At 64.3% G+C, this 16,675-nt stretch carries 16 protein-coding genes and 1 pseudogene; 9 read left to right on the plus strand and 8 right to left on the minus strand.

Annotation, left to right across the window (positions count from 1 at the left end):
* Positions 1 to 9 precede the first annotated feature (9 nt).
* Genes CH278_RS26050 through CH278_RS26060 form a run of 3 tightly spaced genes read right to left on the minus strand, consistent with a single transcriptional unit; the run spans position 10 to position 3,837 of the window.
* Positions 10 to 1,911: an ABC transporter ATP-binding protein gene (locus CH278_RS26050; protein WP_094623259.1), complete on the minus strand. Its 1,902-nt coding sequence runs from the start codon at positions 1,909 to 1,911 to the stop codon at positions 10 to 12.
* On the minus strand, positions 1,904 to 2,824 hold the full coding sequence (locus CH278_RS26055) for an ABC transporter permease (protein WP_027497844.1): 921 nt from the start codon (positions 2,822 to 2,824) through the stop codon (positions 1,904 to 1,906). The genes CH278_RS26050 and CH278_RS26055 overlap by 8 nt, the downstream gene beginning before the upstream one ends.
* Positions 2,825 to 2,856: 32 nt before the next feature.
* A complete protein-coding gene (locus CH278_RS26060; RefSeq protein WP_032364425.1) occupies positions 2,857 to 3,837 on the minus strand; it encodes an ABC transporter permease in 981 nt (326 codons plus the stop codon).
* A 319-nt stretch (positions 3,838 to 4,156) separates the two neighbouring features.
* Between CH278_RS26060 and CH278_RS26065 the strand changes: the two genes are divergently transcribed.
* On the plus strand, positions 4,157 to 5,113 hold the full coding sequence (locus tag CH278_RS26065) for a hypothetical protein (protein ID WP_256991829.1): 957 nt from the start codon (positions 4,157 to 4,159) through the stop codon (positions 5,111 to 5,113).
* Positions 5,110 to 5,733, plus strand: coding sequence for a hypothetical protein (locus CH278_RS26070; protein WP_094623260.1), 624 nt, complete (start codon positions 5,110 to 5,112; stop codon positions 5,731 to 5,733). Before CH278_RS26065 ends, CH278_RS26070 begins: the two co-directional genes overlap by 4 nt.
* On the opposite strand, the gene CH278_RS26075 is transcribed toward CH278_RS26070, so the two are convergent.
* Complete coding sequence (locus CH278_RS26075; RefSeq protein WP_057474904.1) at positions 5,696 to 6,964, minus strand: DUF4185 domain-containing protein; 1,269 nt, start codon at positions 6,962 to 6,964, stop codon at positions 5,696 to 5,698. The genes CH278_RS26070 and CH278_RS26075 overlap by 38 nt on opposite strands.
* Before the next feature lie 142 nt (positions 6,965 to 7,106).
* Entirely contained in the window at positions 7,107 to 7,520 is a 414-nt protein-coding gene (locus CH278_RS26080; protein WP_218828734.1) for a DUF6992 family protein, read from the minus strand.
* Positions 7,521 to 7,626: 106 nt separating this feature from the next.
* On the opposite strand from CH278_RS26080, the gene CH278_RS26085 reads away from it, so the two are divergent.
* Positions 7,627 to 7,959: a hypothetical protein gene (locus CH278_RS26085; RefSeq protein ID WP_032399166.1), complete on the plus strand. Its 333-nt coding sequence runs from the start codon at positions 7,627 to 7,629 to the stop codon at positions 7,957 to 7,959.
* 24 nt (positions 7,960 to 7,983) lie between these two features.
* Here the strand turns inward: CH278_RS26085 and CH278_RS26090 are convergent, their stop codons facing one another.
* Positions 7,984 to 8,550, minus strand: a complete 567-nt coding sequence (locus tag CH278_RS26090; RefSeq protein ID WP_094623262.1) for a peptide deformylase — start codon at positions 8,548 to 8,550, stop codon at positions 7,984 to 7,986.
* A gap of 3 nt (positions 8,551 to 8,553) precedes the next feature.
* Here CH278_RS26090 and CH278_RS28105 point away from each other — a divergent pair.
* The 3 genes and pseudogenes from CH278_RS28105 to CH278_RS26100 form a co-directional block, all read left to right on the plus strand.
* Positions 8,554 to 8,742 (plus strand): annotated as a pseudogene (locus CH278_RS28105) (DUF2256 domain-containing protein); the annotation flags it as partial.
* A 15-nt stretch (positions 8,743 to 8,757) separates the two neighbouring features.
* Entirely contained in the window at positions 8,758 to 9,009 is a 252-nt protein-coding gene (locus CH278_RS28110; RefSeq protein WP_256991839.1) for a DUF3253 domain-containing protein, read from the plus strand.
* 37 nt (positions 9,010 to 9,046) lie between these two features.
* A complete protein-coding gene (locus tag CH278_RS26100; protein WP_256991830.1) occupies positions 9,047 to 10,612 on the plus strand; it encodes an HNH endonuclease signature motif containing protein in 1,566 nt (521 codons plus the stop codon).
* A gap of 5 nt (positions 10,613 to 10,617) precedes the next feature.
* Here CH278_RS26100 and CH278_RS26105 read toward each other — a convergent pair whose 3' ends face one another.
* Positions 10,618 to 12,114, minus strand: coding sequence for a fatty acyl-CoA synthetase (locus CH278_RS26105; RefSeq protein WP_094623265.1), 1,497 nt, complete (start codon positions 12,112 to 12,114; stop codon positions 10,618 to 10,620).
* A gap of 87 nt (positions 12,115 to 12,201) precedes the next feature.
* Between CH278_RS26105 and CH278_RS26110 the strand changes: the two genes are divergently transcribed.
* Positions 12,202 to 12,741, plus strand: a complete 540-nt coding sequence (locus CH278_RS26110; RefSeq protein ID WP_032388485.1) for a DUF2231 domain-containing protein — start codon at positions 12,202 to 12,204, stop codon at positions 12,739 to 12,741.
* Between the two features lie 7 nt (positions 12,742 to 12,748).
* Here CH278_RS26110 and CH278_RS26115 read toward each other — a convergent pair whose 3' ends face one another.
* Positions 12,749 to 12,952, minus strand: coding sequence for a PASTA domain-containing protein (locus CH278_RS26115; protein WP_094623302.1), 204 nt, complete (start codon positions 12,950 to 12,952; stop codon positions 12,749 to 12,751).
* Between the two features lie 396 nt (positions 12,953 to 13,348).
* On the opposite strand from CH278_RS26115, the gene CH278_RS26120 reads away from it, so the two are divergent.
* Positions 13,349 to 15,646, plus strand: coding sequence for an ATP-binding cassette domain-containing protein (locus CH278_RS26120; protein WP_094623266.1), 2,298 nt, complete (start codon positions 13,349 to 13,351; stop codon positions 15,644 to 15,646).
* A gap of 55 nt (positions 15,647 to 15,701) precedes the next feature.
* Positions 15,702 to 16,649 carry an ABC transporter substrate-binding protein gene (locus tag CH278_RS26125; RefSeq protein ID WP_179274415.1) on the plus strand — a complete coding sequence of 316 codons (948 nt, stop codon included), beginning with the start codon at positions 15,702 to 15,704 and terminating at the stop codon, positions 16,647 to 16,649.
* Positions 16,650 to 16,675 lie beyond the last annotated feature (26 nt).

Consider the following 16,675-nt stretch of genomic DNA (forward strand, 5'->3'; position numbering starts at 1 on the left):
CCTGCAGGGTCAGATGGCGTCGGCCAGTGCTGCGGCCTCGGCGATTCGGGCTCGTTGGAGCACGGGATCGGGGATGGGGATGGCTTTGAGCAGCGCCCTCGTGTACGGGTCCTTCGGTGCGTCGAAGATCTGCTCCGTCGGGCCCTTCTCCACGAACACACCGTTACGCATCACCGCTACTTCGTCGGCGAGGTGACGCACCACCGAAAGATCGTGCGAGACGAACAGATACGCCAGACCGAGCTCCTCCTGCAGATCCTGCAGGAGGTTCAGCACGCCCGCCTGGATCGACACGTCGAGAGCAGACACGGGCTCGTCGAGCACCAGGATCGACGGCTTCAGCGCCAAAGCCCGTGCAATGCCGACTCGTTGGCGCTGCCCGCCGGAGAACTGGGTGGGATACCGATCCGCGAGCTCGGGACGCATTCCGACGGTGTCCATCAGTTCTCGAACTCGGCGGGTTCGCTCGTCGACCGGGACGCCGTTGATCTTCAGCGGCTCGGCGATGATCTCCCCCACCGGCATGCGCGGGTCTAGCGAGCCCATCGGATCCTGGAACACGATTTGGATGTGGGCGCGCAACTTTCGTTGCTCGGCGCGGCTCAGGCTGTAGGGCTCTACGCCGTTGATCTTGATCGAACCCTGCTGCGGCTTCACGAATTCCATGATCTCGAGGAGAGTCGTGGACTTTCCGCACCCGGACTCACCGACGATCGCCAACGTGGACCCCGCATGCACATCGAAGCTGATGCCCTGCACGGCAGGCACTTCCCCAGCCCGACGCCGCAGCACGGAACCTTTGAACAGCGGGTAGCTCTTGTGCAGGTCGGTCACCGACAGCACCGGAGCGTCCTTCGACACCGTCACCACGAGCTCCGCCGGGGCCTCCGACCGTGGGGCACCCTCGAACTCGGCCTCCACCGACTCGGCCGTCGCCGCGTCGACGCGGATACACGCCGCCCTGTGATTCGGTGCCACCTGAATCAACGGCGGTTCGCCCTTGTCACAGGCCTCCGTGTGCAACGGGCATCGAGGTCCGAACGGGCAGCCCGTCGGGAGATTCACCAGAGCGGGCGGCGTGCCCTCGATGGGCACCAGTCGCTCCTGCGCGGGACGATCCGGGCGAGGCACGGAGCCGAGCAAGCCGACGGTGTAGGGCATCGACGGGTGTGCGTACAACTCGTCGACCGGCGCGGTCTCGACCGCACGCCCGGCGTACATCACCATAGCCCGATCGGCCACGCCGGCAACGACTCCCAGGTCGTGGGTGATGAACACGACGCCTGCGCCGGTGACGTCGCGGGCGGTACGCAGCAGATCGAGGATCTGGGCCTGAATCGTCACGTCGAGAGCAGTAGTGGGCTCGTCGGCGATGATGAGATCGGGATCGTTTGCGATGGCCATCGCGATGACGACGCGTTGACGCATGCCACCGGAGAACTCGTGCGGATACGACCGCGCCCGGGCCGCCGGATCGGTAATACCGACCAGATCGAGCAATTCGAGGGTGCGCTCGTGAACCTTCGCCTTGGACAGTGACGGATTGTGTACCGAGATCGCCTCGGCGATCTGGTCGCCGATGCGGTAGATGGGCGTCAACGCGGTCAGCGGGTCCTGCGAGATCATCGCTACCGAACGTCCACGCTCACGCGACATTTCGCGGTCGGACAGGCCGAGCAGTTGACGGCCGTTCAGTTCGATGGATCCGGTGACCCGCGCGGACTCCGGGAGCAAACCCATGACCGCGAGGGACGACACCGACTTGCCCGAGCCGGACTCGCCGACGATGGCCATGACCTCGCCCTTGTCGACCTGGTAGTCCAAGCCTCGCACTGCGGTGACGCGCCCCTCCTCGCTGGGAAAGCTGACCTCGAGTCCGCTGACCTTCAACACCGGCACTGTCTCAGCCACGTGCCTGTCCCCTCGTCGAGTTCGGATCGAATGCGTCGCGCAGACCGTCGCCGACGAAATTCGTCGCCAGCACGATCAATACCAGTGCGCCACAGCAGAATGCGAACAGCCACGGATACGTCAACGCGGACGACGTACCGTCTGCAATCAGCGTGCCGAGCGAGACGTCGGGTCGCTGGACACCGAAGCCGAAGTAGCTCAGCGATGCCTCCCCGATGATGGCGATACCCACATTGAGCGTGACGTCGACGATGAGGATGGAGGCCATCGACGGCAGCACGTGCTTGCCGATCACGCTGCTCGGTGTTGCGCCCATGTACTTTGCGGCGCGGATGAATTCGCGTTCACGTAGGGACCGCGTCATCGCGCGAATGATGCGTGAGGTGATCATCCACGCGAAGGCTGCGAGCAGCAGCACCAGGATGAAGAAGCTCTTGTCGCGGAACAACGGAGAGCAGATAGCGATCACCAGGAAGCTGGGTACGACGAGCAATACATCGGCGACCCACATCAGCGCGCGGTCGGTCCAACCGCCGAAGTACCCCGCCACCGCGCCGACGACGCCGGCAAGCACCGTGGAAATGAGCGCGACGAGCATGCCGATGATCAGCGACTTCTGCAGACCGCGCAGCGTCTGAGCCAGAACATCCTGGCCGATCTGATTGGTGCCGAACCAGTGTCGTGTGGTCGGCGGCGAGTTGAGCGCGTACGCGTCGAGTTCCTCGTAGGTGAACGGGATGAAATGCGGGAGCACGAACGCGCCGACGAACATCGCGAGAAGGACCACGATGCCCACCAGCGCCGGCCGGTTACGCAGGAACCGGCGCAGCACCAACCGCCGACGGGTGATCGGGGCAGACGAGTCGATCGGGCCCTCGACCGCAGCGATCTCGGGAACCACAGGTGTCGCCATCGCCGGTCCTTTCCTCTACTCGAAGTGGTGGGTCAGTCCGCGTAGCGAACGCGCGGATCCAAAGCAGCAGTGAAGATATCGGTCAACATTCCGGAAACCAGCACCGACAGCGCAGTGAAGAGCGAGACCGCGAGCGTGATGTTGATGTCCTGACTGGTGATGCCGTAGATCAGCCAGTCACCCATGCCGTACCAGCCGAACACGCGCTCGGTGAACGTCGCGCCGGTGATCACCGCACCCATACCGAATGCGAACAGTGTGGCCATCGGGATCAACGCAGTACGGAAGCCGTGCTTGAAGATTGCGCGCCCGCGCGTGAGTCCTTTGCCGCGGGCAGTACGGATGTAGTCCATGTTCAGCTCGTCGAGCATAGAACTGCGCATGTACCGGCTGTACCCACCGATGGTGAACAGCATCAAGACGACGGTCGGCAGCAGCAGATGCTGTGCGCGGTCGACAATTTCGTTCATCAGACCGGGGGCGAGCGTCGTCGACGTTTCACCGGTGTACTGGAAGAACTGACTGCCGGTGCTCTGATTGACCTGCACAGCAAGGTACTTGAGCACCGGGGCCAAGACCAGGATCGGGGTGCTGATGAGAATGAACGTCACCACCGTTGCGACGTGGTCGAAGATCTTGTACTGCCGGACGGCGCCGTACGCACCGACGAGGGTTCCCAGTACCGCGCCGAGGACGGTGCCGAGTACGACCAACCGCAGCGAGACCAGGATGCGGCGCCACAGTTCGTCGTTGACCGAGCCTGCAGCGATGGTCTGCCCGAAGTCTCCGTGCAGTACCGCCCATAGCCATTTCAGATACCGCAACACCGGATTGTCGTCGAGGTGCAGTGCCGCGCGCTTGGCGTCGAGTACAGCATCCGACGGCGGCGGGTTGCGGCTGAGCAGATTCGACAGTGGATCGAACGTGAGCGAGGCCAGCAAGTACGTGAGAAACGTCGCGATGATCAGCAGGACGACGTAATTCAGCAACCTGCGTGCAAGATAACCGCCCACGCGCAACCACCTTCCATCGAGCACCACGGCCGTGCCCGACGGCACTGCTCTCGGCATTGTTCACACCGCTTGTTTCCTGCGTGTTTCGTTAGCGGTGGAAACGGACAATCCTCAAGATAGCACCAGGAATTCGTATTTCGATGACGGTTGCGAAACTCTTACCGACACTTCGGGCAATGCGGAATCATCGGTCGCAGAACGAGTCTGACGACCTGGCTGTCGTAGGGTCGCCTAATTCATCGGCTCACAGAACGCATTCGCGACAATGCGGACAGGAGACGAATAGGCGGTGCTCGCACGCGTCGGTAGATTCAGTGCCATGCCGACAGACTCCACACCCGACGGATTCGCTCTCGAACGCTTCGACGTCACCGATTCCGGGGCCATTGCCACGATCTTCGCCGCCAAGGACTACCGAAACGGACTCTACGTTCTGCATTTCGCAGACAACGCGGCCTTCGTGGGCTACTCCGAATCACTCGCGGCCCGAGTGAATGCCGACCGCGAGATATGGCCCGACATCGAGGCCCTCGAGGTTGCACCCGGTGCCGCAGATCGTCTGGAGCAGCTCACCGATCTCGTGTCCCAGCTCCACCCACTGCGACAACGCCCGTCCGAGCCCACCGCGATCGGCGAAGCTCCGGGAGTGAAGACGGCACTGCCCAAAGAACGAGCCAAGCGCACGACGCTCCTCGACGCGGCCGTGGGACGCAGTCGTCGCCAGTTCTGGGAACTGTCCGACCACATCGCGTACCCCGCCATCCGCAGCATCGTGGCCGACTACATCAACTCGTCGATCCCCGACCCAGCCAACACCGCGAAATACCTGTGGCAGACAGCCGCTCTGTCCGACGTACAGGACGACACCGGTCCGCGACGATTGCTGACGCTGACGTGCGGCGGCTTCGAGACCCTGCGAGTCGACGAAATCGTGCACGACGACGACACGATCGAGCTCGACCTGCGCATCAACACCAACGTTCCGCGCGACCGGACAGACGAGCAACTCGAGGTCTCCAACGAAACCGTCAGCGCCGGACGGGGACCGTACCGAGACGAACGGGTGTGGTCGTGGTCTATCGACCTCGGCGCGTTGCTGGAAGAAGACGTGGATGTCGATCTCGGCATCGACGACGACACGTTCGACGATCTCGCGTACGGCCTCAACGCGCGGCTGATGCGGTCCGGAAACTCAACGGGCGCAGCGGCACACAACAACGATCTCGCGGCCGACCTACTCGCCGAGGCATACCGGCAGCTGTTCGAGGCCGAGTGACCGACCGCCTCTGGTACGTCGCATACGGCTCGAACCTGCTGCGAGAGAGGTTCTCCGTCTATCTGACGGGCTCCGAGGACGGCTCGGAGTTCGGGGCGCATCCACCGGCACCCTCGTCGGAAGAGGTCGAGGCGGAACGCTGGTTGTGGATCGATCACGCCCTGTACTTCGCGGGCGTGTCCCGACGGTGGACCGGGGCGTCGGCCTTCGTGTCGCTGAACACCGATCCCGCGTATCCGTCTCTGGTACACGGATACCTGATCGACAGTGTGCAGTTGGCGCATGTCGCCTCGGTGGAGAACGTGGTCGATTCCGTCGATATCTCGGCTGTGGAATCGCTGGGCATCGGCGAGTGGGCCGCACTCGACATCGACCGCCGAGGTAAAGCATACCGAGGGAAATACGATGCGCTGCTACGGCTTCCGGACATCGACGGACTGCCCGCGTTCACACTGACGAGTTCGATCGTGCGGGAGCACGGCGAACCGTCGAGCAAGTATCTCTCGACGATCCGGCGTGGACTGCTGTCCGCAGAAATCGACATGGACGTCGACGCCTACCTCGACGCCGCCGCCGGACGCGTCACTTCAACGCGTCGAGGTTCGTCTTCAGAAGCATGACGTTGTAATCGGACCACCGAGAAGCCGTGAAGTACAGGTCTTTTCCGCTCGACATCGGGTGAATGAACGGCGCGTAGATGCCGCCTGCCGTCTGGTTGGCGTCGAGAATCGTCCTCGGTTCGCTCCACGGCCCCTCCGGGTTTTCCGCTGTACGCGCCACCAGCGTACGGTTGTTCTCGTTGCCGTACATCATGACGTACCGGCCGAGGTAGTCGTTCCACGCCACCGACATCTCGCTGACCGGGCCCTTCACTACGGCGACGGTATCGCCGACGTTCTTGGACCATTGCTTGGCCGGATCGGGATCTTGCGTCGAATACTCGTACGCGTCGAGATTCTCGATCTGATCGGGCGCGACTCGGGAGACGAACGCGTCGCCGAATCGTCCGTTGGGAGTACCGAACTGGTACAGGTACCGACCGTCTTGTCCCAGAACGTAGGCGCTCTGCTGAAACTTGCCCTGGCTTTCGTGGACGTTGGTGAAGCCCGGGATCGTGACACCCTTGTTGACGCGGATCGTCTTGGGATCCGTCGTCCAATTCTGGCCGTTGTCGGTCGATTTGGCCGTCGCCGAGTAGTTCGTGATCCAGCGACCGGGTGTGCCCCAGCTCTGCACCGACATGTAGTTGATGTACTGGGTGCTGCCGATCGCGATAGCGGCCGTGGGGATGGTCGTGTCCTCGACGCTCGGTAGCTTTGCGCTCGAGATGATCTCGGCGGCGTAACGCGGATTGTTCGCTCTGACAACCGCACCCGAGGTGGTGTTCGCGGGGTCGGCCGGACCGATCGTGATGCCCTGCGACAGGTTCGTCGACGCCTTGTCCGAGCGGAAGAGTGCATTGCTGCGCCACTGGGCATTGCCGGAGGAGCAATCACCGAACGTGTCACCGAACGCCATCAAGATCTGGCCCGCACCGTTGTCCCAGGTGATACCGAGGTCGGTTCCGGACATCGCCAGGTTGTCGTAGGTGTCGTTCACGCTCTGCGGACCGGTGACCCAGGCGATGCTCTGGGTGTTCCCGGTGATGCGCGGCAGAGGACCCTGCGGTCCCTGCGGGTTCTTGCCCGACATTCCCGCGCTGCCCGACGAACCGAACAGCGGTGAGGAGCCCGGCCCACCCAGACCGCCGCACGGTTCTGCAGAGACGGTCGGCGCAGTCAATGCGCTCAGCCCGCTCACTGCCAATGCCAGGACAGCCCCGACAGCAATATGCCGACTACGTAAGCGCATGAACGAACCCACCGTTCCCCTTGTGAAGCACGATACGGATGTGACTGATGGGACGAGTGTTACGCAAATACACTTAGGCCGCAACAATTAGTTCGTGTCGATGCTTGACAAATCGAACGCGATGAGAATGACACCGATGTGATTAGTGCGCGATCAGGCGGGCGTGCGCGGTGTCGAGCAAGAACAGCGCCGCTCCCTGCACGACGACCGCCGTTCCGTGACCGATCGCCTGGTCAGCGGTGATTCGACGGCCGAAGCTGGGCTTCCGGACGGCGATGTGCGCACCGGCCGCGACGTAGAGCACGTCGAGCCCGGCATTGATCCACAGCAGCTTGCTCAAACTCTTCGACGTCGGGACCGAGGAGTTGAGCGCTCCCGCCCCGGCGATCGCCACGTCGATCGCACCCCAACCCGCCGTCTGTTGGCCGAATGCACGACGGGCAGGCGACGAACCGCGGGCCGCCAACACCGTTCCGGCAAGCACACTCACACCACCCCACACGGCGAGACGCCGACCGAGTAGTTGGGCGACGGCGGGAGCTTCCATACGAGTCATCGCTCCAGTGTGCCGGGCTCGACGCCGAGGGCGACCCGTAACGCGCGGTCCGTTGCTGCCGATCACCGAGCACCGAGTATTCGTGCTCGAAACGAACGGAGTCACCATGCTGAAGAAGATCCTCGCAGGCGCTGCACTGACGATCGGCGTAGCAGTGCTCGCCGCGCCGACGGCATCCGCTGCGCCCGACGACAACCCGTTCGGGCCCAAGGACTCCACCGCGAGCTTCGTCAACGCATTCGACCCCGCGGCCTACGGCAGCGCGAGCGAGAAGTCACTGATCATCAGCCCCTTCGGTACCAGCCGGCAAATCGACTGCTGGTCGTTCCACGCCCGCGGATCATGCTCCCAGAACGGCCACGTGCTCGCCGAGATCCGAATCCCCTCCGGATCGTCGGAATGGGATTACCGAATGCTCTACGTCTACAACCCGTTCTGACAGTCGGATTAGGCACAGCCGCGATCAGAGTCCGAGCGGATGCGAGTCGGCCCCGGGCAACCAAGTGTTGCCCGGCCCGACCCACCCCCTCTCCTTGATCATCTTCTTCGCCGCACGTCGGTGGCGGCCGAGCAGGCGGTCGAGGTAGAGGAGCCCGGCCAGATGGTCGGACTCGTGCTGCAGACACCGCGCCAGATAGCCCGTTCCTTCCACCGTCACCGGGTTGTTCTCCACATCGACACCTGTGACACGGGCCCACTGAGCACGCCCGGTCGGAAACAGCTCCTTCGGCACGGACAGGCATCCCTCGGTGTCTTCCGGGTCGGGCATCGTCTCCGGAATTCCAGAGGTCTCGAGCACCGGGTTGATCACGTGTCCGCGGTGACGGACCCCACCGTCCCGCAGGTCGTAGACGAAGACCGAACGTGGGTCGCCGATTTGGTTGGCCGCCAGACCCGCACCGGGTGCAGCAGTATTGGTCTCGAACATGTCCTCGACCAGCGTTGCGAGCTCGTCATCGAACACCGTCACGCGTGCGGCCGGAGTTGTCAGCCGGGGATCCCCGGCAACCAGGATCGGTCGAATCGCCATGAGATGAGGATAGTTTCGCTCCGAGAGCGGCGGAGCCCCGGGCAACGAGGTTACTGTCGATCTGTGGCCCACTCCCGTCGTACCTCCGCCGCGCACCCCGCAGACAAGGTGTGCGCGTCGTGCGGTCGGCGGATCGAGTGGCGCAAGAAATGGGAGAAGAACTGGGATGACGTCAAGTACTGCAGCGACACCTGCCGGCGGCGCAAAGTGAGTGCAACCGACAAGGAACTCGAAGACAAAATCCGATCCTTGCTCGACGCCCGATCACGCGACGCCACGATCTGCCCCTCGGACGTCGCACGAGCCCTGTCCGACGACGGCTGGCGCGACTTGATGGAGCCCGTTCGTCGCGCGGCCCGACGTATGGTCGACGCCGGCGAAGTCGAGATCACACAGAAGGGGTCGGTCATAGATCCCTCGACCGCAAAAGGACCGATCCGGATCCGTTGGAAGCGTTGACGGAAACCTGTCGGTGGGTGGGTATAGCTTTCGTGGTGTGAAGACATGGGGGGATGTGTTCGAGCTCGGGGACCAGGAGTTGGCCTCCGAGCTTGCTGACGTGGCTTCACTCGAAAATGCCCTCGCAGCAACGAGATTGACGTTGCTCGCCGAGATCGACCGACGTGGCTTGGCGATGAAACTCGGGCACTCGTCCGTCACCCGCTGGTACGCCCGATCGATACGGATCACCGACGGGTCAGCCGCCCGCCAGAACGCACTGGGGTACTGGCTGTTCGATCACCCCACGGTGCTCGACGCCCTCGCCGACGGTCGGATCCATGCCGCGCACGCCGCCGCCATCGCCGAGGGATACGACGTCGCGCTGGTGGCCGACCCGACGTTGGATCAGGAGCGCCGCGACGGAATTGTCGCCGAATTGCTCGACACCGCGATGCGCAACACCGCCGGCCAGGTCACCTCCCGCGCGCAGGCTTTGGCGCATGCTGCCGCCGACGACGCCCGGGCACGACACGCGAAAGCCGAGAAACAACGCCGAGAGCAGGAACAGCGGGAACAGGAGCGTCGCGCCGCCGACACCGCCACGTCCTCCGACCGACACGGCGAACCGACACCGGATCCGGAACCGCCTGCGCCCGAGCCTGTTCCGCCGACACCTGCACCGCGACCGGTGTCGGAGAACTCGGCACTGAACCGGTTCGACCTGCATGCTCTGGCCAACGGCCGCTTTCAGTTCGGTGGCGACATCGACCGGTTGCTCGCCGAGAAGCTTCTCACCGCTCTGTCGCAGTTGACAGCACCGCGACCAGGTCCCGGCGGGGAGCGCGACCCACGCAGCCCGTCGAAGCGCCGGGCCGATGCACTCGATCAGATCCTCGACCGACACCTCCGCGGCGGCACTCGTGGGTCGGCGGGCGGGTCGCGGGCGTCGGTACACCTGATCGTCCCCCTGCGGGACTTGCTCGCCCACGGCGGTAGCAAGCAAACGGGTAGCACTGCAACGGATTCGGTCGACACCGGTTCGGTCTCGAAGAGCTCCTCGAACGGCGGCGACAGCAACGGCTCGCGTCCGCATGGAGTGGCCCGAGGGGATGTCGCTGCTCGCCAGGATGCGGCAGAAAACGATGGTGATGGTGCCGGGCAGAAGTCTGTGCCCGAGCCGGGCCACGCCGACTGGCCGTTCCACCTCGACTGGACCGGCCCCATCAGCCGCTTCCTCGCCGAACTCGTCACCTGCGACGCCGACCTGACCCCGGTTATCGTCGACCACCACGGCGCACCACTCGCGCTCGGACGAACCACACGACTTGCCAGCGACGACCAACGCATCGCCCTGACCATCCGCGACACCTGCTGCGTCATGTGCGGCCGCCCAGCCCAGTGGTGCCAAGCCCACCACATCAAATTCTGGGAACACGGCGGCCGCACCGACCTGATCAACCTCGCGCTGGTCTGCGGAGAATGCCACCGCCTCGTCCACCACGGCGACTGGCAACTGATCATGGGCGACGACGGACACCCGTACGCCATCCCACCCGAATCCGTCGACCCCAGACAGCAACCCCTCCCCAGCTACCACCGACGAAAACAGCGAGCCGCGTGAACAACTCAGGCGCGCAACGCGCGCTTGAGCAACTTTCCGCTCTGGTTGCGGGGCAACTCGTCCAGGAAAGTGACGGCCTTCGGCACCTTGAACGGCGCGATCCTGCCCTTCACGTGGTCGATCAACTCCTGCGCCGACACCTGACTTCCGTCCTTGAGCACGACGACAGCAGTCACCGCCTCGATCCACCTGTCGTCCGGAGTTCCGATGACCGCGACCTCGGCAACGGCGGGGTGCGTGTAGATCGCGTCCTCGACCTCACGAGAAGCAACCAGAATCCCGCCCGTGTTGATGACGTCCTTGATCCGGTCGACGACCGTGATGAACCCCTCGGCGTCCCGAGTCACCAGATCACCCGAATGGAACCACCCACCCGAGAACGCATCCGCCGTCGCCTCCGGCTTGTCCCAGTACCCGTCGCACAATTGAGGCGAGCGGTAGAGAATCTCACCGGGCTCACCGTCCGGCACATCGTTACCGTCCGCGTCGACGACGCGTGTCTCGACGAAGAACACCGCACGACCACACGACGCCGGTCTGGCCTCGTGCTCGGACGGCTGAAGAACCGTTGCCAGCGGACCGATTTCGGATTGTCCGAAGCAGTTGTAGAACTCGATGTCCGGGTATCGCTCACGCAGCCGGGTCAACACGGTGACGGGCATGATCGACGACCCGTACTGCGCCTTCTTCAACGACGCCAGATCACGAGAATCGAGGTCGGGATGATTGGCGAGCGGAACCCACACCGTCGGGGCCAGGAACAACGACTTGATCTTCTCGTCCTCGATCCGCCGCAGAATCTCCGCGACGTCGGGCTTGCGCATCAGTCGCACGGTCGCCCCGACCGACAGATACGGCAGCATGAACACGTGCATCCCGGCCGAGTGGTACATCGGCATCACCAACAGCGGGTCGTCGTCTTCGGTGAACCCCAGAGCGATCACACACGAGACGTACTCGGCAACGAGCGCGCCGTGAGACATCATCGCGCCCTTCGGTTTCGACGTCGTGCCGGAGGTGTAGAGCAACTGCACCAGGTCCGTGGAGTCCGCGGCCGGCTCGAGGACCGAATCATCCCCAGCAGCGTCGAGCAGATCCGGAAGCGACACCACGAACTCGACGGCGGTGCCACTCCGAACGGAATCGAGAGTGTTCGACAACTCCGGGTCGACGAGCACAGCCCGTGCGCCCGACTGATCGAGCAGATACAGCAGCTCGTCGCCCACGAGTGCGTAGTTGATGGGCACGTGCACCAATCCTGCTCGCGCACAGGCAAGAAATGCCACCACGTACGCGTCGGAGTTGACGCCGTACGCCGCTACCCGGTCACCCTTGTTCAAGCCCATAGCAACCAGCCGACGGGCGACCCGCGTCACGGCAGTGTCGAGCTCGCGGTAGCTATGGCTGCGGCCATCGAATGTCACGGCCGTACGGTCGGGAAATTTCGCCGCCGACCTGCGCAGAACGCCGTCGACGGTGCTGACTCGGGTGCCGTTCGTCATGACAATGACGTTATAGGGCGTCCAAGCTTCTTGCCTCGACTTCGACGTCGATGGTTCGCTCGCCGATCACGGGGCATTCGGTGTTGCATGACAATCAAACAAGCACTCGACAGTCTCGAGACTGCCTCGTTTCTCGACGGACCCAGCGACGCGATCCATGGCGTACTTGCACCTGCGGTAGCGGACAGTGCCGTCGGATCAGCGCTGCACGGCCGGTGGATCGGGCACCCCATCCACCCCGCGCTGGTGACGGTGACCATCGGCAGCTGGACCAGCGCCGTCGCGCTCGACCTCGTCAAGAACCAGTCCAGGGCGGCCAAAATTGTCGTCGCGCTGGGTCTCGCGTCCGCGCCGCCGGCGATAGCGACCGGATGGGCCGACTGGTCGACGATGAACACTGTTCAGCGTCGGGTCGGCATCATCCACGCGGCCTCGAACGCAACCGGGGTGTTCCTCTTTCTGGGCTCCTACCTCCGTCGCCGGAAGCAGACCGACGGAGTCGCCAAAGCTCTGGCGGCGGCCGGCCTCGCAGCCGCAGGACTCGGCGGACTCATCGGCGGGCACCTTGCCTACAGCACCCCCGGCAGCGAGGCCGAGTCCGAAGCTCGACACCGCCTACCGAGCTGACCACCCATCAACAGTTGTTCGGTTCCCCGGTCTTGACCACCGACAGCACCGCATCGCCCTCGCGGATGAGGACGCCGGGAGCCGGATCCTGTTCGACGACAATCCAGTTCGAATCGTTGACCTGCATACGGCCCTCCCCTGACGCGTCTGCGCTGCGGGAGTAGAAGACACCGGCCGCCTGGATCGCGTTCTGCGCTGACTGCAGATTCATACACACAACCGGAGGCATGTAGGCGGGGGCTGCGGGTGCGGGCCTCTCGACCGTCGGGGTATCGGGGATGACGATCCTCGGCACAACGGTAGAGCGCGTGAGGCCTCCCCCTGGCACCGCCTCGACCTCCGTGCCGACGTCTGCGTGCGGCGTGCTGCACCCCGCCAGCATCGGCAACACGACAATGCAGGCTGCGAACACATGCCTTCTCGTCGACATCGAGACCTTTCGTTACGACAAACCCCCACCACAGCAGCCGTCTTTGATGGATCGCTCCTTGCGTCGATCCGTTACCTGTGGCGTTTCCGTACACCGTACGGTAGGCTGCGGCGGCACTGCGCGAACCAACGTGGGTGTACGCCCTTCGGGGCGCGGCGAAAGGCAATCGACAACGCGATGACCGAGCCCCAGCTAGTAGCACAAAACCAGCCACCTACCGATGCACTGTCCACGATCGTCGTGCGTGGAGCCCGAGAGAACAACCTGCGCGACGTCGACCTCGATCTGCCGAAACGCTCGCTGGTCGTGTTCGCCGGCGTCTCCGGGTCGGGCAAATCGTCACTGGTGTTCGACACCATCGCCGCCGAAGCACAGCGGCAGATCAACTCCACGTTCACCGCGTTCGCGCAGACGTTCCTACCGTCCTACGGCCGACCGGATGCAGATCTGATCGCGAACCTGTCGGCCGTCGTCATCGTCGATCAGAGGCGACTGTTCGGTGGACCGAGGTCGACGGTCGGCACCATCACCGACATCGGAGACTGGCTGCGCATGCTGTGGTCCCGCGCCGTCACGCCCAACATCGGCTACGCCAACGCCTTCTCGTTCAACGACCCCGCCGGAATGTGTCTCGAATGCGAGGGGCTCGGCGAGGCGAAGGTCGTCGACCTCGACGAACTGGTGGACGAGTCGAAGTCGTTGCGCGAGGGCCCGTTCAAGCATCCTGACTTCGAGGTCGGCAAATGGCCGTACCGGGTGTTCGCCGACTCGGGCCTGTTCGATCTCGACGTCCCGATCGAGCAGTACTCGGCGCGGGAGCGTCACCTCTTCTTCGACGCCAAGCCCGGCGAGGTCGAGGTGACCAATCCCGACGCCGTCATGAAGAGCTACGAGGGCATCGTGTCGAGGTTCCGCCGAAGCTACCTCGCGAAGGACGCAGATGCGCTCAAGGGCAAGGCGAAAGCCGCGTTCGAGCGCATCGTCACGCGCGGCGTCTGCGAGGCCTGCGGCGGTTCCCGCTACAACGACACCATCCGCGGTGCCACTCTCGGAGGACTGTCCCTGCCCGACGCGTTCGCCATGCAGGTTTCCGAACTCGCCGACCGTATCGAACAATGGGACATCAAGGGCCTGCACTCCGTCACCGCCGAAATCGTCACGCAGTTGACCAGGCTCGTCGATCTCGGCCTGGGCTACCTGAGCCTGGACCGTGCCACGTCCTCGCTCTCGGGTGGTGAATCCCAGCGCATCAAGATGGTTCGTCACCTCGGAGCCACGCTGAACGACATGCTCTATGTCTTCGACGAACCGACGACCGGTTTGCATCCTCGCGACGTCCACCGTCTGAACGACATGCTGCTCGCGCTGCGCGACAAGGGCAACACCGTCCTCGTCGTCGAGCACGACCCCGAGGTGATGGCCATCGCCGACCGCATCGTCGAGATCGGACCGGGCGCCGGAAAGTCCGGTGGCACAGTGGTCTTCGAGGGAACCTTCGACGAGCTCCGCCGAGCCGACACCAGGACCGGCTCCGCGCTCCGGCGTGACGACGCCGAGTTACGAACTCCCCGTGCGCCTTCGGGCTGGCTGAGCATCTCCGGTGCCACAACCCACAACCTGCGCGACGTCAGCGTCGACATCCCGCTCGGGGTACTGACAGCCGTCACCGGTGTCGCCGGTTCCGGGAAGTCGAGCCTCATCCACGGACACCTGCGCGAGGCCGCGCCCGACGCCGTCGTCATCGACCAGGCACCGATCCGGGGCTCACGCCGTTCGTCCCCCGCGACCTACACCGGTCTGCTCGATCCGATCCGCGCGTACTTTGCCAAGAAGACGGGCCAGCCGCCGTCGCTGTTCTCCCCCAACTCGGACGGCGCGTGCCCCGATTGCCAAGGCAGCGGCGTCATCTTCACCGAACTCGGGTTCACCGATCCCGTGACGAGTACCTGCGAGACCTGCCAGGGCAGGCGCTTTCGCTCCGGGGCCATCCGGCACACCGTCGACGGCGTCAGCATCGCCGACATCTTCGAGATGTCCGTCGAGGATGCGCAGGACTTCTTCGAGGTCAAGAAGGTTCGAGACATTCTTCGCCGCTGCCGGGACGTCGGACTCGGCTACCTCTCGCTCGGTCAGAACTTGTCGTCACTGTCCGGCGGCGAACGGCAACGTCTCAAACTCGCCACCGAGCTGATCGGGTCGTCCTCGGTGCTGGTGCTCGACGAACCGACGACGGGACTGCACCCGTCGGATGTGTCGAACTTGATCGCGTTGCTGTCCGGGATGGTCGACGAGGGCAGGTCGGTGATCGTCATCGAACACAACCTCGACGTCGTCGCCGCGGCGGATCACATCATCGATCTCGGTCCCGACGGCGGCCACAACGGCGGGCTGATCACGTTCACCGGGACGGTCGACGAATTGGTGGCCTCGGACACTCACACCGGTAGGTACTTGGCACGGAGCCTGGGGCGTTGACCGCTCCCCGATAGTGTTGGCGTTCGAAGAGAAACCGGACAACACAGGAGTGGCAGTGCAGCGTCGATCGGCACGAATAATCTCAGCCGGGTTCGCGGTCGTCGCGCTCGTAGCGGCGGGATGCAGCACCACGGAAACGGACGCGCCACCCGCCGCCGATCCGGCACCCGCGGCGAGTGGCGAGTTTCCGAGGACGATCAAATCCGGCTCGGACGGCGGCTCGGTCATCATCGACGCTGCTCCACAGAAGATCGTGTCGCTGAGCCCGACCGCGACGGAGACGCTGTACGCCGTCGGGGCGGGCGACCAGGTGGTGGCCGTGGACGATCAATCGGACTTCCCCGCCGATGCTCCGAAGACAGGGTTGTCGGCGTTCACCCCGAGCCTCGAAGCGATCGTGGCGTACGACCCCGATCTGGTGATCGCCTCCACCGACCTGGGCCTCGTGACGTCGACACTGGCCGAGGCAGGCGTTCCGACGCTGGTGCTGCCTGCCGCGACGAGCATCGACGATGCCTACTCGCAGATCGAGCGCGTCGCGGACGCCACCGGCCACGACGCCGACGGCGATGCCGTCATATCCCGGACTCGTGACCGGATAGACGCAGCCGTCGCGAGCGTCCCGACCCGCGAAGCGCCGCTGACGTACTTCCACGAACTCGACGACACGTTGTACACGGTGACGAGTGCGAGCTTCGTCGGGCAGATCTACGGTCTGTTCGGACTCACCAGCATCGCCGACGGTTCCGACGCCGGCGACTACCCGCAGCTCGCCGCCGAGGCCGTGATCACGTCGAACCCGGATGTGGTGTTTCTTGCCGACGCCCAATGCTGTGGCGCCACAGCCGCTTCCGTCTCGTCACGACCGGGTTGGGGATCGATGACCGCCGTCCGCGACGGCCGGATCTTCCCGATGGACGAGGACCTGTCGAGTCGATGGGGCCCTCGTATCGCAGACCAGGCAGAGGCCGTCGCTTCGGTGATTCGACAGCTCCCCGCCTGACCCGCCGCGGCGTTCCGACACCCGCT

The sequence above is a fragment of the Rhodococcus sp. 05-2254-5 genome (assembly GCF_002258575.1).
GTDB lineage: Bacteria > Actinomycetota > Actinomycetes > Mycobacteriales > Mycobacteriaceae > Rhodococcoides > Rhodococcoides fascians.

What these genes read in the sequence shown, in the direction of transcription:
- CH278_RS26055 (WP_027497844.1), bottom strand. Translation starts at nt 2,824, where the DNA reads ATGGCGACACCTGTGGTTCCCGAGATCGCTGCGGTCGAGGGCCCGATC.
- CH278_RS26065 (WP_256991829.1), top strand. Translation starts at nt 4,157, where the DNA reads ATGCCGACAGACTCCACACCCGACGGATTCGCTCTCGAACGCTTCGAC.
- CH278_RS26075 (WP_057474904.1), bottom strand. Translation starts at nt 6,964, where the DNA reads ATGCGCTTACGTAGTCGGCATATTGCTGTCGGGGCTGTCCTGGCATTG.
- CH278_RS26080 (WP_218828734.1), bottom strand. Translation starts at nt 7,520, where the DNA reads ATGACTCGTATGGAAGCTCCCGCCGTCGCCCAACTACTCGGTCGGCGT.
- CH278_RS26085 (WP_032399166.1), top strand. Translation starts at nt 7,627, where the DNA reads ATGCTGAAGAAGATCCTCGCAGGCGCTGCACTGACGATCGGCGTAGCA.
- CH278_RS26090 (WP_094623262.1), bottom strand. Translation starts at nt 8,550, where the DNA reads ATGGCGATTCGACCGATCCTGGTTGCCGGGGATCCCCGGCTGACAACT.
- CH278_RS26105 (WP_094623265.1), bottom strand. Translation starts at nt 12,114, where the DNA reads ATGACGAACGGCACCCGAGTCAGCACCGTCGACGGCGTTCTGCGCAGG.
- CH278_RS26110 (WP_032388485.1), top strand. Translation starts at nt 12,202, where the DNA reads ATGACAATCAAACAAGCACTCGACAGTCTCGAGACTGCCTCGTTTCTC.
- CH278_RS26115 (WP_094623302.1), bottom strand. Translation starts at nt 12,952, where the DNA reads ATGAATCTGCAGTCAGCGCAGAACGCGATCCAGGCGGCCGGTGTCTTC.
- CH278_RS26120 (WP_094623266.1), top strand. Translation starts at nt 13,349, where the DNA reads ATGACCGAGCCCCAGCTAGTAGCACAAAACCAGCCACCTACCGATGCA.